This window comes from Streptomyces sp. CA-181903, assembly GCF_050937075.1.
Taxonomy (GTDB): Bacteria; Actinomycetota; Actinomycetes; order Streptomycetales; family Streptomycetaceae; genus Streptomyces.
In genome coordinates this window covers 5,770,577-5,792,802 of sequence record NZ_JBNJLY010000001.1, presented here as the reverse complement: position 1 = coordinate 5,792,802, position 22,226 = coordinate 5,770,577, and the positions used below count along the sequence as shown (strand labels likewise).

Sequence of the window (22,226 nt, the reverse complement as noted above, 5' to 3'; positions counted from 1 at the left end):
TTCCCCACCCGTTTTCCGACCCCACCCGCTCGCCGGCCTGCGCCCGCCTTCCGCCGACGGCCCCTCAGTCCCGCCCCTCCATCCGGGCGGCCAGCTCCGCGATCCGCCCCGGCCCGACGCGGCAGCAGCCACCGACGAGCCGCGCCCCCGCGGCCACCCAGGCGTCCACCCACCCGGCGTCGAAGGCGGGCCGCCCCCGCCACCGCCGTGCCTCGTCATCCCATCCCTCCCCGCTGTTCGGATACACCACGACCGGTTTCCCGGTCACTCGCGCCGCGACCCGCACGGCGTCCTCCACCTCGCCCGGGTCGCAGCAGTTGACGCCCACGGCGACGACCTGGTCGTTCCCCGCGGCGAGCGCGAACGCCTCCGCCAGCGGCTGCCCGGCCCGGGTCCGCCCGCCGGCGCAGCTGTACGACAGCCAGACCGGCACCCCGCACCCGCGCACGGCCCGCAGCAGCGCCCGCCCCTCGTCGGCGTCCGGCACCGTCTCCAGCGCCAGGACGTCCGGCCCGGCCGCGGCCAGCACCTCGATCCGCGGCCGGTGGAAGCGCTCCAGCTCCGCCACCCCCAGCCCGTACCGCCCCCGGTACTCGCTGCCGTCCGCGAGCATCGCCCCGTACGGTCCGACGGACGCGGCGACCCACACCTCCCGCTCCCCCTCGGCCGCCGCCCGCCGCGCCAGTGCGACGCCGCGCCGCAGCAGCCCGGCGGCCTCCTCCCGGCCGACGCCCCGCCGGGCGAACCCTTCGAAGGTGGCCTGGTAGCTCGCGGTGATGAGCACCCGCGCGCCCGCCCGCACATAGGCCGTGTGCGCCCGCTCGATCTGCTCCGGCCCGTCCGCCAGCAGCCGGGCCGACCAGAGCGCGTCGGACAGGTCGCAGCCCTGAGCCTGCAGTTGGTTGGACAGCCCGCCGTCGAGAACGAGCGGCCCGCGCGCGAGCGCTGCGGCGAGCGGTGTGCGGGGTGGGGTCATCGCGTACGGTCCTCGTTCTCCGGGCCTTTGGGTGCTCCGGGCGCTTCCGGTGCCCGAATCTCCAGCGCTCCGGGCCTGCGGCACCCCGGATCTTCAGCGCCCGGGCTCTCAGCGCTCCGGGTGCTGCCGGAGTTGCGCCCGTCTCTCCTCCTTCCGGTCTCAGCCCAGCTGCGCCTGCACCTCGGCGGAGATCAGCTCCAGGTGGTCGAGGTCGTCCAGGTCCAGGATCTGGAGGTAGACCCGGGACGCTCCGATCTCCGCGTACCGGCCGATCTTGTCGACCACCTCGGCCGGAGAGCCTGCCAGGCCGTTGGCCTTGAGCTCGTCGACCTCCCGCCCGATGGCCGCCGCCCGCCGCGCCACCTCGGCGTCATCCTTGCCCACGCACGCCACCAGGGCGTTGGAGTACACCAGGTCGTCCGGCTCGCGTCCCGCCTCCTCCGCGGCCGCCCGCACCCGTCCGAACTGCCGCTCGCTGTCCGTCACGGACGCGAAGGGCACGTTGAACTCGTCGGCGTAGCGGGCGGCGAGCCGCGGCGTCCGGGACGCCCCGAGGCCACCGATCAGCACCGGCACCTTGGGCTGGGCGGGCTTGGGCAGGGCCGGCGAGTCGGCCAACCGGTAGTACTTACCGTCGAAGTCGAACGTCGCGCCCACCTCCGTTCCCCACAGTCCCGTGACGATCGCGAGCTGCTCCTCCAGGCGCCCGAACTTCTCCTTGGGGAAGGGAATGCCGTACGCCGTGTGCTCCGCCTCGTACCAGCCCGCGCCCAGCCCCAGCTCGACGCGGCCGCCCGACATCCGGTCGACCTGCGCCACCTGGATGGCCAGCACGCCCGGCAGCCGGAAGGTGCCCGCTGTCATGAGCGTCCCGAGCCGGATCCGCCGGGTCTCCCGGGCCAGCCCGGCCAGGGTGATCCAGGCGTCGGTGGGTCCGGGCAGCCCGTCGGAGGAGCCCATGGCCAGATAGTGGTCGGAGCGGAAGAAGGCGTCGAAGCCGAGGTCCTCGGTGGCCTTGGCGACGGTGAGGAGGGTGTCGTAGCTCGCCCCCTGCTGGGGCTCGGTGAAGATGCGCAGGTCCATACCGTCCATCCTGCACCTTCGAACACAGGTCAACGCACCGCCCCCGCGTCGCCGCACCAGCCCCTCCCGGGTGAATCTCCCCCGGTGACACCGGTCGTCCGGGCACCGGCCAGTGTCCGGCCCGCATGGTGATCGTTGGCTTCGGCGGAGCCGGACCGCCCGGCCCGCGCACCGGTTTTCCCCACCGGAGGCGACGTCCGCGACACCGCTCCTCCACCCGGGAGGAGCCCAGGGCCGAGGAGGCCGTATGCACCAGGAAGCCGTGCCCGCCGAGGCGGTGCCCCCACAAGCCGCCGCCCCACGCCAGGACCCGCCCAAGGGCCTGCTGCAACAGATGGAGGAGCTGATGGCGGCGCTGAACGCCGATCTGTCGCGGCTCGACGCCGACCTGCAGTCCTCGGCCGAGAAGCCCGCGACCTCCCGCGAGGACACCGCCGACGGCTGATCCCCCGCGCCCCGTCCCGTATCCCCGGCCGCGCCCCGGCCGGACTCCCGCGCCGTACCTCATGCGGCGCCCCCTCTCTCCCGCAGGGCGAGCCGTCTCAGCAGCCCGCCCACCCGGTCCCCGGTCTCGTCGGCCGCGTCTATCGCCTCGATGCACTGCCAGTAGAGGCCGTCCTCCTCGCAGGCACAGGCCACGCCGACCAGGGCGATACCCACGTCACCGAGGAGCGCGGCGAGGCCCGTCAGCACCCGCCAGGGGTCGCGGACGGCCGAGAGCCGCGCCGCGCGTAAGCCTCCGGAGCGCAGGGCGACCTGCCGCAGCGCCCCGGAGGCCCGGCCGCCGGCCTCACACAGCCCGCACGCCGCGGCCCGCGCCTCGAAGGGACCGTGTGCGGCCAGATGACCACCCACAGCCTGGGCCAAGGCTTGGGTCTGCCATGCCTCGGCGACGATGTCCTGCATCGTCCTGGCTTCGGCCAGGGCGAGCCGGGTGGCCTCGATCAACCGCAGTGCGTCCATTGCCGGTCCCCCAGTTTCCGCCTGTGCGCTCTCACTACCCAGAGTGATGAGTAACCGCCGGAAAAGCCAGGGGAATTCAGAAATCTGTGGATACCAAATCGGCTGTGGACAACTCAATCACTCCGGAGAGTGACGATTCGGCGAACCCTGACGGATGTTCGACCGCTCCCCCGCTACCGGAAACCGCCGCTCGTTCCTTTCGATCTTGGCGGACAGCGCGGCCAGGGCGTCGACCCCCAACACGTCGCAGAACTGCAAGAGGTAGGCGAGCACGTCCGCGACCTCGTCTTTCACCCGCTCCGCCGTTTCCGGGTCCGCCATCACGCGCGCGGACTCCTCGGGCGTCAGCCACTGGAAGATCTCCAGGAGTTCGGACGCCTCGACGCTGAGCGCCGCCGCGAGGTTCTTGGGGGTGTGGAAGGGCTGCCAGTCGCGCGCGGCGGCGAAGTCCGCCAGCCGGCGCCGCAGGGCGTCGAGGTCCCGGTCGGAGTCGTAGTGCTCGGTCATGCCCCCAGGTCTACCATCGAGACTCCCGACAGCCCCGACGCCACCTCTGCCATCTCCCGCCCCACCGTGCCCACCAGCCTGATATGCCCCCGCTCACACATGCGCGCCGCGAGTTCCACCAACTCCCTGGACTGACAGGGATCGAGGCACCGATCCAGACCGTCCGCCAGCACGGTGAGCGTCTGCAGGGCGGACAGCACCTCGGCGGCCGGCTCCACCGCAAGCACGTCGGGTCCCGTCAGCAACACCAAGCACAGGGCCAGGTAGCGCAGTTCGCCGTCCCCGAGCCGTTCGAGCGCGGTCGCGGCCTCCGCGCCCCGCGCCAGGACGGCCCGGACGAAGCCGCCGTCCAGCCTCCGCGCCTCCACCCCCTCGACCCGGCCGCGGCAGCCCGCGTCCGCCGCCTTCACCAGGGCCGCGTGCCGGATCGAGCACTCGCTCGCGGTACGGCCCAGCACGGCGGCAACGTTGTCACAGGCGCTCCGCAGTAAGCCGTCCCGAGCGGCGACGGGCATCCGCATCAACTCGGGCCGGGGGTCGCAGGGGAAGACGGAGCGCAGGGCGACGACGGCCTGCTCCGCCGCTTCGAGCACCAGCCGCTGCCCCGCCGTCTTGCCCGCCACCCGCAGCGGCAGCAGCGAGGTACCCAGCCGGTCGCCCGGCAGGGGCGCCCGGGTGACCGGGACCGCGCCGGCCGTGTGCCACGCCGCCTCCACCGTCGGCAGCCCGGGGTCGCGCAGCGCCGTGGTCAGCAGCGTCCGTCCGGCACCCGTCAGGCGTTCGCCGACCACCCGGACCTCCGGTTCCGCCTGGACGGCCAGGTCCAGCCGGACCGGGCCGACGGGTCCGTCGACCGTGCAGCCGATCCGGAACCCCCGCCTCCCCTGCGCGTCCGGGCGCGCCCGGTGCGGCACGCAGGCCGGGGCCCCGCCCGCCACCGGCGCCAGGGCCTCGGCCAGCCCGTCACCGCCTGCGAGCCGGGCCAGCACCTCGTACGCCTGGAGCACGCTGGACTTCCCGCTGCCGCTGGCGCCCCGGAAGAGGGTCAGCGGAGCCAGCGCGAAGGTGGCGTTGCGGTGCGACTTGAAGGCGGAGAGCCGCAGTTCGGTGACGGCGGGGCGCCGGGGCCGCTGTTCGGCGGCGGACCCGGTGCCGCGCGCGTCCCGCGTCTCGGCGACCGGGCCGTGGGATGCGACGGACATGCCCGGACCGTATGGCGCGGTGGATCAGCCAAACCGTTTCAGCCTGTCGTTCTTCCTACGATCGGAGTACGTCGAGGCGACCTCCGTACCTTCCGGCGCCAGCAGGAAGACATTGGTGTCGACCCGGTGCATGCCGCTACCCAGCCCGAACACGACGCCGCTGGAGAAGTCCAGGATTCGCTTGGCGACGTCGGTGTCCGCGCTGGTGAGGTCGAGGAGCACCGGCGTGCCGTTGATCAAGTGCTCCGCCACCTCGCGGGCGTCCGCGAAGATCTGCACCCGGAGGACCACGAGCCTCCGCTGGTTCGGTTCCGTCTCCGGCTCCTCCTCGGGGAGCGACCGGTGGTTGGACCAGGACGGCCAGGTGTGATGACCGCGCAAGGGCACGACCTCGGCCAGCCCCTCCCACTGCTCGTCGGTGGCCTCTGACCTGTTCACCGGATCACCCCTCCGGGGAACGCGCTCGTTATGTACATCCGGCGATTCTAGGGAAAAGGGCGCCTCCATTCGGCCCAATGACACGCGTGGCGCCTCGCCGGGCGCTACGAGTCCTGTCCCGTGGGCCCCGGCGGACGCCTGCCGCCCCTCAATTCACTCCGAGCAACCGGAGTGACGCGGTCGTGGCCGCTGCCGCCATCACGACGATCAGGAACGAGACCTTCCGGAGCGCGAGCACCGCGCCGACGAGGACGCCGGCGGGGCGCGCCCGGCCCGCGCAGCCGGGGGCGCGCGCGGTGTGGGATGCGCGTGGCCTGTGGGGCGCGCATGGCCTGTGGGGCGGTCTGCGCGGGTGCCGCGCCGCGTACGGGCGCCGTGCTCCGGGCCGGCCACGGCACCCTCCACAACGCAGCCAGCAGCCCCATGAGCGCCAGCAGCACCGGCACACCGTCCGGCAAGAAGGGCACATCGGCCAACGCTAACGCGGCGCCGACCGACGCGGCCCGTCGGGGGCCGGCTTCGCGCGGCGCGGGGAGCACCAGGGCCAGCAGGACCACGGGTTCGGCGGCGTCGAGCCCCAGGGTGCTGGCGTCGCCCACCGTCCGGCCGGCCAGTGCGCCGAGAAGGGTGCCCGCGTTCTGCCAGGCCCTGGAGGCCGGCGCGGTCATCGTCGTGGCCTTGGAGCACACCTGACGGGATGGAAGGTCCGACCCTCTCACCCGATGGAGGGACTGCGGCCAGAGTAGTTGCGCGATTACTATGCGTGCATGTCTCGGTGGGGTTCCGCGCGCACACGGCCTGTCCTGCAGGCCGTGACCGCCGTGCTGGTCTCTCTGCTGCTGGTGCTGTCCGGTGGCGCTCCCGCCCTCGCGGCGGACGATCGGGGGCGGGAAGAAAGCTCCGCCTCCACGGAGTTCAGCGCCTCCGACGACCGCACGGTGGACGCCGTCACCCCGGAGGACGCGTCGACGGGCGTGCAGCGCCGCCACCGCGTCGAGCGGGGCGCCCTCGCCGCGACTTCCGACGTCACCCCGGACCGTCCCGCCGTCCCGAGCTCCACCACGCCCCCGCTCCCGCCGCGGCTCACACGGAACGCCGTCCTGCGCTGCTGAGGTGACCCGCGCCGCCCTGCCGTGCGGCGGCGCCGTCGCGTCCCTCGACCACCGGCAAGTGAGCAGGAGAGCAGAGACGTCATGCCGCTCGACCCCGCGCGGGCCGTGAGCGCCTATTTGCGCGCCCAGGCGTACCGCGATCAATTCCGTCCATCTTCCGCCGACTCCCCTTCCGTTTACGGCGGTTCCGGGACGTTGGCGGATCCACGTTCCGCCTCCCGTGCCGATGTAGGGCCGGATTCACACAGCGAGTCCGAGTCCTCGCGCCCGCTCGCCGATCCGTTCATCACTTGGCGCGAACGGCCGGAAACCGCCACGGAAGCGCACTTTCCCGCCCCTGAACCGTCCCTCGCCCTCACCGCTCCGGAGCCGGCGCGGCCGCAGCCCCGCACCGCTCGGCCGTTCGGCCGCCTCCTGCTCTTCCTGCGTCGACTCCGCGACGCCTCACCAACCCCTGCCACCACGTCAGGCTCACCGCCCTGCGGGCCGCCCCGGCGGGAGCCGTCGCGTTACGTCGGGTAGCGAGGCAGAGAGAACCGTTTCCGCATCACCGGGTGGCCGGCCGGCCACCCGGCGGTCGCGGTCGACTGCCCGAGGACCTCCCCCGCGCGCCCGACCGCCGCGTCACACATGGGGAGCCAGGAGAGGCCGATCCGTCCGCAAGTACGATCGCGAGCATGCACACCGGACCCCTCACTAGCCCCCTGGCATCGATATGGGCGATTTGTTCCTTTCTGGAGCACCCAGTACGATGACAAGCTTTGATAGCGGGCAGCGGGCAGCGGGCAGCGGGCAGCGGGCAGCGGGCAGCGGGCAGCGGGCAGCGGGCAGCGGGCAGCGGGCAGCGGGCAGCAGGCAGCAGGCAGCAGGCAGCAGGCAGCAGGGGCCGGAGGCGTGTGTGCTGTTCGCCGTGCGCTCGGCCGGCGCGCTGCACCGGCTTCTCGACGTCCTGCCGGTCTTCGACGGCGATGACCGCGTCGTCAGCCGCTTCACCCTCGTCCCCGGTTCGGACTTCGACGTGGACGCCCTCGCCGCCCTCGACCGCTCCGGCGCCCGTTTCGTCACCTGGGACGATGCCCGCTCCGGCGCGCACGACCTGGTCCTGACCGCGAGCCCCAAGGGCGCGATCCGCGTCCTCCCGGGACCGCACGTGCTGCTCCCGCACGGTGCCGGCTTCAACAAGGCGCTGCCCGACGAGGGGTCGCCACATCTCCCGTCCGGCCTCGACCCCCACTACCTGCTCGTCGACGGCAGGCCCTGGGCCGCCCTCCACGCGCTCGCGCACGGCGACCAGCTCGACCGCCTCGCCGCCCACTGCCCACCGGCCGCCGCGCGGGCCACGGTCGTGGGCGACCCGACGCTCGACCGCGTCCTCGCCTCGTTCCCCCACCGCGACGACTACCGCGCCGCCCTGGGCACCGGGGAGCGCCGCCTTGTCGTCCTCACCTCCACCTGGGGCCGCGAGTCGCTGCTGGCCCGGCGGCCCGAGCTGCCCGCCGCGCTCGCGCGCGTCCTCCCCCACGACACGTACCAGCTCGCGCTCGTCCTGCACCCCAACGAGCACAGCCGACTCGGTTCGTACGACCTCACGCGGCACCTGGCACCCGCCCTGCGCGCGGGCATGGTGCTGGCCGGGCCGCACGAGGAGTGGGCCGCCCTGTTGATCGCCTGCGACGCCGTGGTCACCGACCACGGCTCCACGGCGCTCTACGCCGCCGCCCTCGGCCGGCCCGTCGTCGGCGCCTACGACGGCGGGAACGAGCTCATACCGGGCAGCCCGATGGCCGCATTGCTCGAACGGGCACCCCGGCTGAAGGCCCCCGCCGGCCTGGAGGAGGCCCTGCGGGCGGCTTCGGCGCAGGAGATCCGCAAGTGCGCCGACGCCGCGTTCGACCTGCCGGGCGAGTCGCTTCCGCGGCTCCGCGACGAGCTGTACCGGCTGCTGGACCTCCGGCCGCGGGCCGTGCCGGTAAGGCCGCGTCCCCTGCCGCCCCCGACGAGGCCGGCCATGCCGCACGGCCCGGCGGCCTACGCGGTACGAACCGGAGTGACCGGCCGGCGGGTCACCGTCGAGCGCTTCCCCGCCGACACCCCTCTGCCGACGCACTACTTGGCCGCCGAGTCCCCGCACGCCGGGCCGCGCGAGACGCAGAGCGCGGCGGTGCTGTGGCGCCGCTCCCGGCCCGCCCCCGGAACCCCCCACACGAGTAGGTGGACGGCGGGCGGCTGGACGGCCCGGATGCTGGACGAGTTGCCGTACTGCGGCACCGCGGCCGCGATCCTCACGCCGGAACGGTGCCTGCTGCGGCACCGCGCGGCGGGAACGTTCCGCGTCCGCGTCGAGCCGCACCGGACGGACGGGCGCGTCCTGCGCGCGGATCCGGCGGCGGTGGTGTCGGCTGTGCACTCGTGGCTGGGCACCCAGCCGGAACCGATGCTTCCGGTCACGCTGGTGTGTGACGTCGGCCCGTTCTCCGTCCGCGCCGTCGTGTCCCCCGCCGAGGACTGCGACCTCGTCCACGAGCTGTGAACCACAGCTACGGACTCCGGCCCTGGCTACGTCCTCTGATGCGCGGCTACGAGCTCTGGCCCACGCTCGGCAGCCCCCCGCCGCGTTCGGCCAGCAGCCGCGCCGCCGCCCGGTGCTCCTCCGCCTCCTCCGCCCTGCCGACCCCGTCGGCGAGCCGGGCGAGCTCCTCCAGGACCCGCGCCTCGTCGCTGGTAGAACCGCGCCGCCGGGCGTTGTCCAGAGCGGCCCGGATCAGCGCGAACGCCTCCGCCGCGCGCCCGGCGTGGCGCAGCGCGCGCCCGAGCGCGAAGCCGGTACGAGCGGTCATACGCTCCCTGCCCAGCTCACGGGCCATGCGGTGCGCGTCCGTGAGCAGGCCGACCGCCCGCCCACACTCGCCCATGTCGAGTGCGGTGCCGCCGAGGAGATACGTCTGGAGCATGACCCCGTACGCGTTCCCGATGGCCGCGTGTTCCCGGCGGGCGCTCTCGAAGTCGGCGACGGCGGACGCCCAGTCACCCTGGACGGACGCCAGCTTGCCGCGGAACTCCACCACGGACGCCTTGAGTTTCCGCTCCTTCTCGGAGTCGCCGAGGGCGCCGGCGGCACTCACGGCGTGGCGCAGTTGCTCGGCCGCCTCCTCGTACCGCTCCTGCTCCCAGAGGGGCCGGGCCAGTTGGCAGCGCATGCGGATCGCCGCCGGGAGGTGTTCGATGCGCTGCGCGGCGGCCAGTCCCCTGCCGAACGCGTCGGTGACGTCCGCGTAGTGCGGATGGTCGAGGAAGTGTGTCCACAGCGGTTCGCACAGCGCCCACGCGTCCTCGTCGAGCCCGCTCTCATAGGCGACCCTGACGCAGCCGTACAGGGCGAGCCGCTGGGATTCCATCCACCGCAGCGCCTCCGCCTTCCCGCCGAACTCGACGTCGGGGACGCCGGGGAGGGCATCGCCGGGTTCGGCGAACGTCATACGCGGGCCGGCCGCCAGGAGGTCGGCATGGATCGCCTGGCGCCGGTACCAGCGGACAAGCCGTTCCCGGGCCTCCTGCCGGCTGCCTCCGACGGGGTCCTCCTCGCGGGACCGGCGCTCGGCGTGTTCACGCACCAGGTCGTGGATGCCCGGCCCTTCGGGCCGGCTCTCCAGGAGGCCCGCGCCCTCCAGTTCGTCCAGAGCGTCCTCGGCCGCCGGCGTGCCGTCGCCCAGCAGGGCGGCGGCGGCCGGAACCGTGAGGACCGGAGCGGGGAACTCCGGCAGCAGCCGGTACAATCGCGCCGCCTCCGCACCCAGCCCCTCGTACGCCGCGTCCCAAATCGCCTCCACCATCGGGACGCCCTTCTCGTGCAACTCCGCCGAGAGTTCCGCGACCAGCCGGGACAGGCTACGCCGCCGGTGTCTGCGGATCCACCGGCCGGCCACGTGCAGCGCCACCGGCAGCCCGCCGCAGCCGCGCGCCAGCTCGACGGCGGCGTCCGGTTCCTCCGTCAGTCGCGCGTCGTCGACGATGTGCCGCAGCAACCGCACCGCGTCTTCGACGGCCAGTGGACTCATCGGCACCTCCAGCGCGGCCACACCGCCGAGGTCGTGCAGCCGCCCCTGGCTCGTCACGATCACCAGACCGGCACCGGACGACGGGAGCAGCGGCAGGATTTCCTGGGCGAACCGCGCGTTGTCCACCACCACGAGGAGACGCTTGCCCCGCGTCTGCGTCCAATACTGCTTCGATCGCCCCGCCAACGACCGGTGCAGCCACTCGGCGGCGACCCCGAGCCCGGACAGCAACTCGCCCAGGACGTCCGCGACCTCGACCACCCCGTCCCGCCGCAGATCGTCCAGATCGACGTACAGCACCCCGTCCGGGAACCGGTCACTGATCCGCCGGGTGACATGAAACCCCAGCGCCGTCTTCCCCACCCCGCCGATCCCGGTCAGCGCGACGACCAACGGCCCGTCCTCACGACCCGAACGCCCGTCCAGTGCCCGCAGAATGCGCTGCTGCTCGTTCCACCGGTCCACGAAGTGGACGAAGGCAGGAGGCAGCTGATACGGAACCGTCGCGGGCGGCGGCGGAGCGGCGTGCACATGGTGATGCACCGCACCGATGTCGCGGGCTTGAACGACCGAGCCCAGCTGCGCCTGTCCGTCCACGCTGTTGTACGTATCGTCGGCCACAAGCAAACTCTACGAGCACGGGACGGATCTGACGGTCGAACGGCAAGCTGCGCCCGGTTTCGGTCCACCATCGACCGGCGCCCCTGTCGAGGCGTCACCGAACGCCCTAGGGTGTGCGTCCCTTCACAACCGACCCGGGCATCGCCACCATGGATCCGATCTCCGCGAGCGCACTCGCGGCCCTCGCGGGCGGGGCGGGCGGAGAAACCGGCCGCCAGATGCGGCAGAGCTTGGCCGCCCTGATACGCCTCCCGTTCCACGCAACAACGCCCCGGAGCCGACCCTCACGCTCCAGGTGAGCACGGCCGAACCGGAACTCACCGCCTCCCAGAACGCCCCCGCCGACCCGGCCCGCGCCCAGGCCCTGGCCACGGCCCTGGGCCTCCGAGCCGCCTTGGACGCCCAGTTCCGCCGTGACCTCGACGAGTGGTGGCAGCGCGCCCATCCCGTCGTCACCGGCGGCGGCAATGTGCGCAATTACATCAGTGGTGGGACACAGGACGCTCCGATCTTCCAAGGCCGGGACTTCTCCAGTAGCACGATTCACCACACCTTCTTTGGGGCACCGACGGCACAGTGGCGCCTGACAGGCAGGCGGCAACGACACGGAGCGACGTGTCCGAGCCGCCGCTGAGCCGGAGGCACGGCTGACGAACCCTGTCACCCGCGGAGCAGTAGGGAGTCGGGGACGGCCGCCATGTGCGGTGCAGTTTGGCCGGCTACCGCTCGCTGCTGCACGGCCGCGCTCCCCGGGTGGAGGGGCACGGGTCCGAGCAGGCGGAGGCCGAGGCGCTCGTCGAGCGGGTGCGGGACTGGATCGCCCAGGGAATCCGGCCCTCCGAGATCGGGGTCTGCGCGCGCTTCAACCTGCTGCTCGGCAAGGTGTACGAGAAGCTGTCCGCGGCGGGAATCCCCGTGGTTAAGGTCCTTGACCAGCCGGGGCCGGACGTGGACGGGGTCCGGCTGGTGACGATGCACGCGATGGAGGGGCTGGAGTTCCGCGCGGTGGCCGTGCTCGGAGTGACGGCGAGCGCGCTGCCGTTCGCGCGGGAGGTCACTCCGGCTGCGCTCGACGCCTTGCAGCACGAGTCGGACCTGCTGCGGGAACGCTGCCTGCTCTTCGTCACCTGCACCCGGGCGCGCGAAGCACTGTCCGTCTCCTGGAGTGGGGCGCCCAGCTCCTTCGTCCCCTTCTCCGGGGAGCGCTGAGTCAGGCGCGTTCGTCCGCGTCGGCCGGGGCAAGGGCTCCGTTGCCCAGTCCGTCCCGCGCCAGCTCCGTGATCCGGCGGCTGAGCTCCGCCACGGTGCGCATCCGCTCCTCGAACTCCTGGAGTGCCCGGAACGCCCGCCCGTAGGCGCGCTGTTCCCCGATGGCCAGCTGGGGTACGCGGGCGCCGCGGGTATCGAACCGGTAGGTGCCCGTCGCGCTGGTCGAACGCCTCACGTTCGCCGTGCTGCGCAGGAAGCCACGCAGGTAGTCGGTGTCGAGCTGCTCGCTCACCGATGCGGGCTCCGGATCTCCGTACTCCACCAGACCGGCCCGGACCAGTTCGGCGACGCTCACGGTCGCCCCGTCGAGCGACCCGGCGCCCGGCCCTCGGGCCAGGGTGGGCAGCAGCGCGGCGATGTGCGCGGTCTCCCGCTCCAGCCGCTCGCACAGGGTCGCGTACTCGGCTTGGTAGTCGCGGTGCGTCGCCTGGGTGTAACGGCCCGGGGTGAGGTCGACGAGGTCGTCCAACAGATCGACGAGAGGGACGTCCGTGATCTGATGCGGGGCCGGTTCCAGCTCACCGTCCGGGCGGTTGGCCGTCAGATCGACCAGGCGGACGGAGGCCGGCACGTCGCCGGGCATCCGGGGGCGCCGGAGCCGCCACACGTGCACGGGGAGGGCGTGCGCCGCGGCGATCCCCGGGGGGAGGGCGACGACCTCGATGAGCAGGCCGCGGCGGACGAGCTCGGCCCGGATGCGGCGGCCGGGCTTGCGGTAGGCGACCGAGGCCGGCATGACCATGAGGACCTGCCCGCCGGGAGCGGTGTGGGCGTAGGCGTGCTGCAGCCAGGCCAGTTCGGCCTCGGCGCGAGGTGGGGTGCCGCATTCCCAGCGGGAGTCGAGCAGCAGGGACTCGCGGCCCCAGTCGGTTTCCCCCGCAGGGGGGTCGCAGACGACCAGGTCGGCGCGGAGCCCTGGCCACTGGTCCGCCCGCAGGGAGTCGCCCGTGACGACGGTGACGTCCTCGCGCCCGGAAAGGCCGGCCCGGAGCTGTGCCAGGGAGGCGCTCCGCGGGTCCTTCTCCTGTCCGTACCTCTTCGGTCCGTGTTCGGCCCCGACGGCGAGCAGCAGCGTTCCGACGCCGCAGGCGGGGTCGAAGACCGTGGCCTCGGACGGCAGGTCCGCCGCCAGGTGGCGCACGGCCCGCACGATGCCCTCGGAGGTCATCTGGTCGGCCCCGGAGCGGCCCGTGGCGGTCACGCACCGTGCGATCAGCGCTTCGACCACGGCGCCGGCGGAGTCGGCGTGTGCGAGGTCGTCCGCCAGGCGGGCCGCGTCGGAGGGCAGCTCGGGTACTACGCCGCTTCCTTCCGCTCCTTCCGCGCATGCGAGATGCCGGGCGACGTCCGCGACACCAGTGACGATCTTCTCCCCGTAGGTGGCCCGGAGGGCCTGCCAGAGCCGGACCTCGCCTGAGATCGCCTGGCCCTTGTCCTGCCGACGAAGCCATGTCTGGACATCGGAGAGCGCGAAGAGTGGGCTGGCCGCGCCGCCGCCCGCGGGGTCCGGGAAGTCGTCGTAACGTCTGCGCCAGTTGGAGACCGCGGCTCGCGTGACTCCGGCGAGACGAGCGATCTCGGATGCGGAGACCAGGGGTTCCGGCTGGGGCGAGGCCGTGTCTGACATGCTTCCCACTGTACACGTGTAGCGAAAAAACAAAGAGCGTAACCCGTTGACACGGTACACGTACGTGCGATCGGATGCGGTAGGAGAGGTGACCGCTTGTGATCCGTGAGAGTTCCGACTTCCCCTGTCAGCACCCCCGACCATCCGACACAATGGCCCGGCAATGACTCCGACGCCCGACCGTCCGGCCCCAGCCCCGCCCCCGGCCGGTTACGCCCCCTTCGCTCATCTCGCCGCGCCCAACTCCGCGCTGTACCGCCGGACAATGCGGGCCTTCCTCAGCGCCAAGGAACGCTTCGCGGTGCACCTGCGCCCCGAAGACGTGCAGGCGGCGCTTGTCACCGGCGGGTTACCGGTCGGGCTCGACGCCGTCGTCAACGCACTCGACAGCCTCGTCGAGTGGGGCAACCTGCGGGCCGACCCGGATACGGCCCGGGTCACCGCCGTCGAGGATTTCTACCGCAAACGGTTCGTGTATCAGCTGACGCAGGCCGGGGAGGCGGCGGAGGAAGCACTGGCCGCGTATGACGAGGCGCTCGGGAGGCGGGGCGCGCTGCAGGCGGTGGCCTTGCGCGACATCGTCACGCAGTTGCGCGCGTTGCTGGTCCTGGCGGGCGAGGAGGAACCGGACCCGGCCAAGACGTATCTCGCGCTGGACGCGCTCACCAGCCGGTTCGCGGCTCTCGCGGAGAACGCGCGGGCGTTCATGGGGTCGTTGCAACGGACCATTGACCTGCATGATGTCGAGGAAGAGGTCTTCCTCGCCTACAAGGACCGCCTCATCCAGTATCTGGAGCGGTTCATTCAGGATTTGATCACGCTTGGCGGGCGGATCGCCCAGCTCATTGTGGAGTTGGAGGACGGCGGCACGATCACCCCGCTGCTGCGCGGTGCCGCCGCCCGGGAGGCCGCCGACGCCGCTCCCGAAGACGTCGGGCATGCCGAGCGGGAGGCGCACGCGCGGTGGGTCGGGCGGTGGAACGGGCTCGCCGCCTGGTTTCTCAGCAGGGACGGGCGGGAGTCGCAGGCTCGGTTGCTGCGCGGGCGGGCGCTCGGGGCGATACCCCAGCTGCTGGCCGTCGTCCGGGTACTGAACGAGCGCAGGGCCGGCCGCTCCGACCGGTCCGCCGACTTCCGTACCCTTGCCCGCTGGTTCGCCGAGGCGCCCGACGACGAGGCCCGGCACCGACTGTGGCGCACCGCGTTCGGGCTCTACCCCGCCCGGCACCTCACGGTGGACGCCGAAACCCTCGCCGGCCGTGCCGCCCACCCCGTACCCGCCGGTATGTCCTGGGCCGAGGCGGAGCCGCTGCGCATCAGCCCCCAACTGCGGCGCACCGGCAGCTACGAACGGCGCGGCAAACCCCGCAAGGTGCAAGACCGGTCCGAAGCCCGCCGCTATCTCGCCGAGATCGCCGCGAAGCAGGCCGCGGAGACGGCCGCCGCACGGGCGCGGCTGGCCACCGACGGCGCCACGCGGCTCTCGGCCCTCGGCGAGCTGGACCCGCTCGCGTTCGGGCTGTTCCTCCAGCTTCTGGGCGATGCCCTGGCCACCTGGCGACCGGGGATGACGCGGACGTCCGCGACGAGCAACGACGGTTCAATGGAGATCCGCCTCAGCGCTCTCGGTGACGGCACGACCGCCGAGATCACCACGCCGGGGGGCACGTTCCGCGGACCCGACCACACCGTCGAGATCATCGACCTGACAGAGAGGGACGCCGGGCGATGACCACGCCGCTCGCTGAGGTTCTGGACGGTCAGCACGCCGCCGAGCTGCGTAAGGCGGCGCGCGCGCTGCTCAAGGAGCCACTGCTGCTTGCCTGCGGGCCGTGTGCGGACGAGTTCCGGCTGGTCCGGCGGCATGCGTCGGAGCTGCGCGCCTGGTTCGACCGCAATACCGGCTGGGCCCTTCATGTGGACGCCGAGGCTGCCCGTCTTCGTAAGGTCCCCGGTCATCCCGCCGATCCCACGCATCCCGCGCGGGAGGTCGGCCGGGCCGGTGCTCCCTTCACCCGCCGACGGTATGTGCTGCTCTGTCTCGCACTCGCCGCCCTGGAGCGGGGTGAGGCGCAGGTGGCCCTCGGTCGGCTCGCCGATCAGGTCGTGCTGGACGCGGCGGATCCGCCTCTCGTCGCCGCCGGGATCCGGTTCACCCTGGACCGCCGCGACGAGCGCCTCGATCTCGCCGCCGTCGTCCGCCTCCTGCTGAAGCTCGGGGTGCTGCGGCGGGTGGCCGGGGACGAGGAGGCGTACGTCAACGGTGCGGGCGACGTGCTGTACGACGTCGAGCGCCGGGTGCTGGCCGGTCTGCTCGCCACCCGCCGGGGGCCGTCCACCGTACTCGCCGAGCCCTTCACCGAGCGGCTGGACGAACTCGTCGCCGAGACCGCGCTCGACAGCGACGACCTGCGGTTCCTCGCGATGCGCCGCTCGCTGACCCGCCGCCTGCTCGACGATCCGGTGCTGTACTACGACCGGTTGAGCGACGCCGAACTCGCCTACCTCACCCGCCAGCGCGGCTTCCTCACCGCCCGCATCACCGAACTGACCGGGCTGGTCCCCGAGGTACGGGCCGAGGGCATCGCCATGGTCGACCCCGACGACGACCTCACCGACGTCCGGATGCCCGAACAGGGCACCCACGGCCATGTCACGCTGCTCCTCACCGAGCATCTGGCCGCGGCCGACGGGCCGGTCACCGTCGCCGAACTCCGGCGCGAGGTACGTGAACTCGCCGAGCGGTACGGCGGGTTCTGGTCGAAGACCGCCAAGGAGCCGGGCGCGGAAGGCGAACTCGTCGAGCAGGCGCTCACCAAGCTCACCGCCCTCGGCCTCATCACCCGCCAGGGTGACACCGTCACGCCCCGCCCGGCGCTCGCCCGGTACTCCGTCGGCGAGGCCGTCGTCCGAGAGCCCCGCACGTCCCGTATGCCCGAGCAGCGAAAGGCCGGCCGAAAGTGACCGCCCTCCCCGTACCCCTCCGCACCCGCTGGCAGCCGCTGCGCATCGGCCTCGTCGACCTCTTCCATTACGAGGAGGAGGAGTTCCACTTCCGCGACGGGCGGCTGCTGCTGCGTGGCAACAACGGTACCGGCAAGTCCAAGGTGCTCGCCCTGACGCTGCCGTTCCTGCTGGACGGCGACCTCACCCCGCGCCGCGTGGAGCCCGACGGCGACCCGGGCAAACGCATGGAATGGAACCTGCTCCTCGGCGGCGAACACCCGCACTCCGAGCGGCTCGGCTACACCTGGATCGAGTTCGGCCGCCGGGACGCGACGACCGGCGAGACCCACTTCCGTACCCTCGCATGCGGGCTCAAGGCCGTCGCCGGGCGGGGCATCGCCCGGCACTGGTACGCGGTCACCGACCAGCGGATCGGCCGGGACCTCAGCCTCCTCGACGCCACCCGCACCGCGCTCGGCCGCGACCGGCTCGCCGAGGCCGTCGCCGGGCACGGGATGGTCTACGACCAGGCCGGGACGTACCGGAGAGCCGTCGACGAGGCGCTGTTCGGGCTCGGCGAGCAGCGCTACGCGGCGCTGGTGAACCTGCTGATCCAACTGCGTCAGCCCCAGCTGTCCAAGCGGCCCAACGAGGCCGCCCTCTCCCGGGCGCTCACCGAGGCGCTGCCGCCCATGGACCAGGCGGTGGTCGCCGACGCAGCCGAGGCCTTCCGCTCCCTCGACGAGGAAAAGGAGGAGCTGCGGGCCGCCGCCGAGGCCGAGCGCGCCGCGTCGGCGTTCCTGGAGCACTACCGCCGGTACGCCCGGATCGCCTCCCGCCGGCGGGCCCGGCTCCCCCGCACCGAGCACTCCCGTTACGAGCGTCTCCAGCGCGACCTCGCCGAGGCACAGGCGCACCGGACCGGCGCTGAGGAGGAGCGGTCCGCCGCCGCCGAACGCCTCGCCGGGCTGGAGGAGACCGAGACCCGGCTGCGCGCCCAGGACGCGGCCCTGCGCGCGGGGCCCGAGATGCGCAGCGCCCGGGAACTGGAGCGGGCGGCCGGGGAGGCGGACCGTACGGCGGAGGAGCGGAAGCGCGCGGACGACGACCACCGGCAGGCCGCCGGCCTCCACCGGCGGGCCCTGGACCGGCTCGGCGCGGCCGAGAACCGGCTGAACGCGGCCGGACGCCGGGCGGACGGTCTGCTCGCCCGGGCTCGGGAGGCGGCCGGCGAGGCCCTGGTCGTCCTGCCTGAGGAACCCGCCCGCGAGGCGGCCGAGGAGGCGATGGACCGCAGGGGGCGCACGCTGGCCCATGTGGAACAACTCGCCGATCTGGCCGACCGGTCGGCCGACAAACGCGGGGTGACCGCCCAGCGGCTCGACGAAGCGGAATCCGACCTCGCCGTCGCGGAGGAGGCGCGGCACGGCGCGGAGGAGAACGCGGCGGAGGCCGGGCAGGCCCTGCTGGACGCGGTGCGGCTCCACGCCGGCGAGTGCCGCGAGCTGGTCTACGAGGATCCGGTGGGCGTTCTGGACGAACTCCAGGACTGGGCACGGCACTTGGAGGGCCCGTACCCGGCCCGCGCCCACGCCTCGCGCGCCCACCGCGCCGCGTCGGAGCGGCTGGCCGACCAGGCGGCCGGCCTGACACAGCGCAAGGCCGGCCTCCGGACGCGGATCACGGGCACGGAAGGGGAGCTGACCGCGCTCGCTACCGGCGGGCAGCGCGGCCCGCGCGCCCCCTACACCCGCGACCCGGAGTTGCGGGAGCACGCGGAAGGCGCCCCCCTGTGGCGCCTCGTCGACTTCCGCGACGAACTCGGGGACACGGACCGCGCCGGCCTGGAAGCGGCCCTGGAGGCGTCCGGCCTGCTGGACGCCTGGGTACGCCCGGACGGCACGGCCGTCAGTGCCGACGGGCACGACGTCCTGCTCGCGCCCCGGACGGGACCGGCCCCCGGGCCGACCCTGGCCGACGCGCTGCGCCCGGCCCTGGACCACGGCGACCCGCGGGCCGCGGCCGTCACCGAAGCGACGGTGACGCGGCTGCTCACGGCGATCGGGCTGGGCACCGGGTGGGATGGGGAAGGCAACGCGACGGACTGGGTCGCCCCCGACGGGCGGTTCCGCGTCGGCGCACTCACGGGGCGCTGGGCCAAACCCAAGGCGGAGTACGTCGGCGAGGGCGCCCGCGAGGAGGCGCGCCGCGCCCGTATGACCGCCCTGGAGGCCGAACTCGGCTCGCTCCGGGAGGAACTAACCGTCGCCGAGGCCGAGTCGGCGTCCGTCGCCGCGCGCCGACGCGCGCTGGACGCCGAGCTGTCCGCCGTACCCGACGACGCGCCGCTCCGGCAGGCGTACGCCCAGGTGTCCGCCGCGGCCGAGACCGTACGCCGGGACCGCGCCCGCCGCGACGAGCGGGCCGCCCTCCTGGCCCGGGCCGCCGAGGAGGCCGAGCGGGTTTCCGAGGAGTTCACCTCCACCGCCGCCGACGTGGGCCTGCCGTTCGACCGCGGCGCGCTTGCCGCCGTACGTCAGGCCCTCACCGGCCTCGCCCTCGTCCTCGCCGACCTGTGGCCCGCCCTGCGCGAGCGCGCCGAGGCGGCCCGGCAGGCCGCGGACGAGCGCGACGAGGCCGAACAGGCCGGGCAGCGGGCCGCGGAGCACGCGATCCGGGCCGAGGAAGCGGCCCGGGAGGCAACCGCCACCGCCGAGCGCCACGCCACCCTGCGTTCCACGGTCGGCGCGGCCGTCGCCGAACTCCAGCGCCGCCTCGCCGAGACCACCACTTCCCTGCGCATGTGCACGGACGGGCAGCGCCGGGCACGGGAGGAGCACACCGAGGCGGACCGGCGGGCCAGCCGGGCCGAAGGCCGCATCGAGCAGTTGGAGAACGCGATCACCGAGGCGGCGTCGGCCCGGACGGAGGCCATCGCCGGACTCCAGCGGTTCGCCGGCACGGGCCTGATCGCCGTCGCCCTGCCCGACCTGGCCGTGCCTCCGGCCGGCGACGGACCGTGGGCGGCCACCCCGGCCATCGCCCTGGCCCGGGCCATGGAAAGTGAACTGGCCGCGACGGACGACTCGGACGGCGCCTGGGAGCGCGTACAGCGACGTCTCAGCGAGGAACTCAAGACCCTCCAGGACGCCCTGTCCCGGCACGGACACACCGCGTCGGCCCGCATGATCGAGGACGGCATGGTCGTCGACATCGTCTACCAAGGGCGGGAACGCGCCGTGCCGGAACTGGCCGAGGCCCTCGCCACCGAGGTCGGCGAGCTCACCCGCATCCTGTCCGCCCATGAGCGGGAGATCCTCGAGACCCACCTGGTCACCGAGGTGGCGGGCACGCTCCAGGAGCTGATCGGCGCGGCGGAGCGGCAGGTCCGGGCCATGAACGCCGAGCTGGAGGAGCGCCCGACCTCGACGGGCATGAAGCTGCGCCTCGTGTGGCGGGCTTCCCGCAAGGCCCCGGCGGGTCTCGACCGGGCGCGGGAACGGCTGCGGCAGTCCGCCGACGCCTGGACCCCCGAGGACCGGGCGGCGGTCGGCGAGTTCCTCCAGGCGCAGATCGCCCGACAGCAGACCGGCGACGCCGCCGGGAGCTGGCTCGAACACCTCACCAGCGCCCTCGACTACCGCGGCTGGCACGAGTTCGGCATCGAGCGGCACCAGCACGGGCGTTGGGTCCCGGCCACCGGACCGGCCTCGGGCGGCGAGCGCGTCCTCGCCGTGTCGGTGCCACTGTTCGCCGCCGCGTCCTCGCACTACGCGAGCGCCGGCAACCCGCACGCGCCCCGGCTGGTCACCCTCGACGAGGCGTTCGCCGGAGTCGACGACGATTCACGGGCCAAGTGCCTTGGCCTGCTGCACGCCTTCGATCTGGACGTCGTGATGACCAGTGAACGGGAGTGGGCCTGTTACCCGCAGGTGCCCGGCATCGCCATCGCCCAGCTCTCCCGGACGGACGAGGTGGCGGCGGTCCTGGTCACCCGGTGGGAGTGGGACGGGTCGGTGCGGATGCGTGGGGAGGATCCGGAGGTGGCGCGGGAGCATGCTGCGGAGACGGGCTGCTGGGATGCCGCCGAGGACGGCGCGGCGAGGGAGTCCGGCCGGCCGGCGGCCGAGGCGAACGGCCAGGACCTGCTGTGGACATGAGCGCGCCCTCGGCCGAAAGCACCTATCCGGAGCGGAACTTGGACCTGGACCGCCTCCGCCGCCTGCTCGGTGACCCCGCGCTCGTGTGGCTGGTCGACCGCGTCCGTCGGCGCATCGCACGCGAGCAGCCGCTCACCGGACCCGTCTCGCTCGCGTCCCCGACGGAGGAGCAACGCACGGCCGTCGAACGGCTGCTGGGCCGCGCACCGGGCGGGGGCCAGACGCTGACCGTCCGGTTCGACGCCGTGGACGAGGTCCTTCGCCGCTCAGGGGTGAGCCCTGACGGTCTGGCCGCGGCCGTCGAGGCGCTGACGGGCACCGTCACCCCGCTCCGCCGGGCGCGCGAGGACGAATCCCGCGCCTGGCAGGAGGCGTGCCGTCCGCTCCGTACACTGGCCGACGAGCGGCCCGGCCTCGCCAAGTGGGCCGCCGAGCCTCGCACGGAGAGCCTCGTACGGCGTCTCGCCCGCACCCCCCGGGCCGCCGGCCCGCTGGTCGCCGACGTAGCCAAGGTGCTCCGGCTCCTCCCCGCCGAACCCGCCGTCTCCCTGCCGGCCTTTGCCGCCCGCGTGCTGGGCAGCGCGCACGCGCTGGACGACGGGACGCCCCTGGCCACCCTCACCCTGTCCGGGATCCGCGCCCTCACCGGGCACCCCGACGGCAGCGGCGCGGAATGGCGGCGCGGCGCGTGGGCCTCGGCGGGACTGCTCCGCGACGACCTGTCCTCCACCGTCCTCACCCTGAACCTGCGCGGCACCCCGGCCCTGGACTGGCTGGCGGACACCGGAGAACCCACCGTCCTCACCCTCCGCCAACTCACCGGCCGCTCCCTCGTCGCGGCGCCCCCGGTGGTACGGGTCTGTGAGAACCCGGCCGTCCTGGCGGCGGCAGCCGAAACCCAGGGCGCCGACTGCCCCCCGCTGATCTGCCTCCAGGGCCAACCCTCCGCCGCGGCCCTGACCCTGCTCCGCCGGCTCCATGCGGGCGGCACGCGCGTGCTCTACCACGGGGACTTCGATTGGGGCGGCCTCCGTATCGCCAACGTCCTGCTCAGACAGGTGCCCTGGCACCCATGGCGCTACACAGCCTCCGCCTACCGCATCCTTGCCACGTCCACACCCCGACTGCCTCCCCTGACAGGCGTACCGGTCACGTCTCCTTGGGATCCTGCCCTGGCACAGACGTTGACGGAGCTCGGGGTGCGGGTGGAAGAAGAGATCGCTCTGGCCTTTTTGCTCAGGGACCTTCTCTGACACCTCGCGTGTGC

The 22,226-nt window shown here is 73.5% G+C and carries 17 protein-coding genes and 1 pseudogene; 10 read left to right on the top strand and 8 right to left on the bottom strand.

Features of this window, described 5'->3' with window-relative positions:
- Positions 1–64: 64 nt before the first annotated feature.
- Both mmuM and ACQEVS_RS25855 read right to left on the bottom strand, forming a co-directional pair.
- A complete protein-coding gene (mmuM, locus tag ACQEVS_RS25860; RefSeq protein WP_433024009.1) occupies positions 65–976 on the bottom strand; it encodes a homocysteine S-methyltransferase in 912 nt (303 codons plus the stop codon).
- Between the two features lie 159 nt (positions 977–1,135).
- Entirely contained in the window at positions 1,136–2,059 is a 924-nt protein-coding gene (locus tag ACQEVS_RS25855) for an LLM class F420-dependent oxidoreductase (protein WP_433027898.1), read from the bottom strand.
- Between the two features lie 247 nt (positions 2,060–2,306).
- Here ACQEVS_RS25855 and ACQEVS_RS25850 point away from each other — a divergent pair, with 247 nt between their 5' ends.
- Positions 2,307–2,504, top strand: coding sequence for a hypothetical protein (locus tag ACQEVS_RS25850; RefSeq protein WP_433024007.1), 198 nt, complete (start codon positions 2,307–2,309; stop codon positions 2,502–2,504).
- A gap of 59 nt (positions 2,505–2,563) precedes the next feature.
- Here the strand turns inward: ACQEVS_RS25850 and ACQEVS_RS25845 are convergent, their stop codons facing one another.
- The 4 genes from ACQEVS_RS25845 to ACQEVS_RS25830 all read right to left on the bottom strand — a co-directional run bounded on the left by ACQEVS_RS25845 (position 2,564) and on the right by ACQEVS_RS25830 (position 5,169).
- Entirely contained in the window at positions 2,564–3,022 is a 459-nt protein-coding gene (locus ACQEVS_RS25845) for a DUF6099 family protein (RefSeq protein ID WP_433024005.1), read from the bottom strand.
- A 117-nt stretch (positions 3,023–3,139) separates the two neighbouring features.
- Entirely contained in the window at positions 3,140–3,529 is a 390-nt protein-coding gene (locus tag ACQEVS_RS25840) for a nucleotide pyrophosphohydrolase (protein WP_433024003.1), read from the bottom strand.
- Positions 3,526–4,731: an AAA family ATPase gene (locus tag ACQEVS_RS25835; RefSeq protein ID WP_433024001.1), complete on the bottom strand. Its 1,206-nt coding sequence runs from the start codon at positions 4,729–4,731 to the stop codon at positions 3,526–3,528. The genes ACQEVS_RS25840 and ACQEVS_RS25835 overlap by 4 nt, the downstream gene beginning before the upstream one ends.
- Positions 4,732–4,755: 24 nt before the next feature.
- Positions 4,756–5,169, bottom strand: a complete 414-nt coding sequence (locus tag ACQEVS_RS25830) for a cell division protein SepF (protein WP_004948117.1) — start codon at positions 5,167–5,169, stop codon at positions 4,756–4,758.
- Positions 5,170–5,592: 423 nt separating this feature from the next.
- On the opposite strand from ACQEVS_RS25830, the gene ACQEVS_RS25825 reads away from it, so the two are divergent.
- The 3 genes from ACQEVS_RS25825 (at position 5,593) to ACQEVS_RS25815 (ending at position 8,811) form a co-directional block, all read left to right on the top strand.
- Positions 5,593–5,862, top strand: a complete 270-nt coding sequence (locus ACQEVS_RS25825) for a hypothetical protein (protein WP_433023999.1) — start codon at positions 5,593–5,595, stop codon at positions 5,860–5,862.
- 119 nt (positions 5,863–5,981) lie between these two features.
- Positions 5,982–6,281 (top strand): hypothetical protein, encoded by a 300-nt coding sequence (locus ACQEVS_RS25820; protein WP_433023997.1) that lies wholly within the window; start codon positions 5,982–5,984, stop codon positions 6,279–6,281.
- Between the two features lie 751 nt (positions 6,282–7,032).
- Positions 7,033–8,811: a translation initiation factor 2 gene (locus ACQEVS_RS25815; RefSeq protein WP_433023995.1), complete on the top strand. Its 1,779-nt coding sequence runs from the start codon at positions 7,033–7,035 to the stop codon at positions 8,809–8,811.
- A 46-nt stretch (positions 8,812–8,857) separates the two neighbouring features.
- Here ACQEVS_RS25815 and ACQEVS_RS25810 read toward each other — a convergent pair whose 3' ends face one another.
- The gene (locus tag ACQEVS_RS25810; RefSeq protein WP_433023993.1) at positions 8,858–10,957 is read right to left on the bottom strand and encodes an NB-ARC domain-containing protein; all 2,100 of its coding nucleotides are present in this window, start codon (positions 10,955–10,957) and stop codon (positions 8,858–8,860) included.
- Between the two features lie 295 nt (positions 10,958–11,252).
- Between ACQEVS_RS25810 and ACQEVS_RS25805 the strand changes: the two genes are divergently transcribed.
- Together ACQEVS_RS25805 and ACQEVS_RS25800 are read left to right on the top strand one after the other, a co-directional pair.
- Positions 11,253–11,591, top strand: coding sequence for a hypothetical protein (locus ACQEVS_RS25805; RefSeq protein WP_433023991.1), 339 nt, complete (start codon positions 11,253–11,255; stop codon positions 11,589–11,591).
- 74 nt (positions 11,592–11,665) lie between these two features.
- Positions 11,666–12,166, top strand: a pseudogene (locus ACQEVS_RS25800) (3'-5' exonuclease); the annotation flags it as partial.
- Between the two features lies 1 nt (position 12,167).
- Here the strand turns inward: ACQEVS_RS25800 and ACQEVS_RS25795 are convergent.
- Positions 12,168–13,853, bottom strand: coding sequence for an N-6 DNA methylase (locus tag ACQEVS_RS25795; RefSeq protein ID WP_433023989.1), 1,686 nt, complete (start codon positions 13,851–13,853; stop codon positions 12,168–12,170).
- A gap of 163 nt (positions 13,854–14,016) precedes the next feature.
- Between ACQEVS_RS25795 and ACQEVS_RS25790 the strand changes: the two genes are divergently transcribed.
- From ACQEVS_RS25790 to ACQEVS_RS25775, 4 genes are read left to right on the top strand one after another with little or no spacing between them, the layout of a single operon-like run.
- Positions 14,017–15,585: a TIGR02677 family protein gene (locus ACQEVS_RS25790; RefSeq protein ID WP_433023987.1), complete on the top strand. Its 1,569-nt coding sequence runs from the start codon at positions 14,017–14,019 to the stop codon at positions 15,583–15,585.
- Positions 15,582–16,817 (top strand): TIGR02678 family protein, encoded by a 1,236-nt coding sequence (locus tag ACQEVS_RS25785; protein ID WP_433023985.1) that lies wholly within the window; start codon positions 15,582–15,584, stop codon positions 16,815–16,817. Before ACQEVS_RS25790 ends, ACQEVS_RS25785 begins: the two co-directional genes overlap by 4 nt.
- Positions 16,814–20,959, top strand: coding sequence for a TIGR02680 family protein (locus ACQEVS_RS25780; protein WP_433023983.1), 4,146 nt, complete (start codon positions 16,814–16,816; stop codon positions 20,957–20,959). Before ACQEVS_RS25785 ends, ACQEVS_RS25780 begins: the two co-directional genes overlap by 4 nt.
- Positions 20,956–22,212, top strand: a complete 1,257-nt coding sequence (locus ACQEVS_RS25775; RefSeq protein ID WP_433023981.1) for a TIGR02679 family protein — start codon at positions 20,956–20,958, stop codon at positions 22,210–22,212. Before ACQEVS_RS25780 ends, ACQEVS_RS25775 begins: the two co-directional genes overlap by 4 nt.
- Positions 22,213–22,226 lie beyond the last annotated feature (14 nt).

Coding starts and splice junctions, on each gene's coding strand:
- mmuM (WP_433024009.1), bottom strand. CDS start 976: ATGACCCCACCCCGCACACCGCTCGCCGCAGCGCTCGCGCGCGGGCCG.
- ACQEVS_RS25855 (WP_433027898.1), bottom strand. CDS start 2,059: ATGGACCTGCGCATCTTCACCGAGCCCCAGCAGGGGGCGAGCTACGAC.
- ACQEVS_RS25850 (WP_433024007.1), top strand. CDS start 2,307: ATGCACCAGGAAGCCGTGCCCGCCGAGGCGGTGCCCCCACAAGCCGCC.
- ACQEVS_RS25845 (WP_433024005.1), bottom strand. CDS start 3,022: ATGGACGCACTGCGGTTGATCGAGGCCACCCGGCTCGCCCTGGCCGAA.
- ACQEVS_RS25840 (WP_433024003.1), bottom strand. CDS start 3,529: ATGACCGAGCACTACGACTCCGACCGGGACCTCGACGCCCTGCGGCGC.
- ACQEVS_RS25835 (WP_433024001.1), bottom strand. CDS start 4,731: ATGTCCGTCGCATCCCACGGCCCGGTCGCCGAGACGCGGGACGCGCGC.
- ACQEVS_RS25825 (WP_433023999.1), top strand. CDS start 5,593: ATGAGCGCCAGCAGCACCGGCACACCGTCCGGCAAGAAGGGCACATCG.
- ACQEVS_RS25815 (WP_433023995.1), top strand. CDS start 7,033: ATGACAAGCTTTGATAGCGGGCAGCGGGCAGCGGGCAGCGGGCAGCGG.
- ACQEVS_RS25795 (WP_433023989.1), bottom strand. CDS start 13,853: ATGTCAGACACGGCCTCGCCCCAGCCGGAACCCCTGGTCTCCGCATCC.
- ACQEVS_RS25790 (WP_433023987.1), top strand. CDS start 14,017: ATGACTCCGACGCCCGACCGTCCGGCCCCAGCCCCGCCCCCGGCCGGT.
- ACQEVS_RS25785 (WP_433023985.1), top strand. CDS start 15,582: ATGACCACGCCGCTCGCTGAGGTTCTGGACGGTCAGCACGCCGCCGAG.
- ACQEVS_RS25775 (WP_433023981.1), top strand. CDS start 20,956: ATGAGCGCGCCCTCGGCCGAAAGCACCTATCCGGAGCGGAACTTGGAC.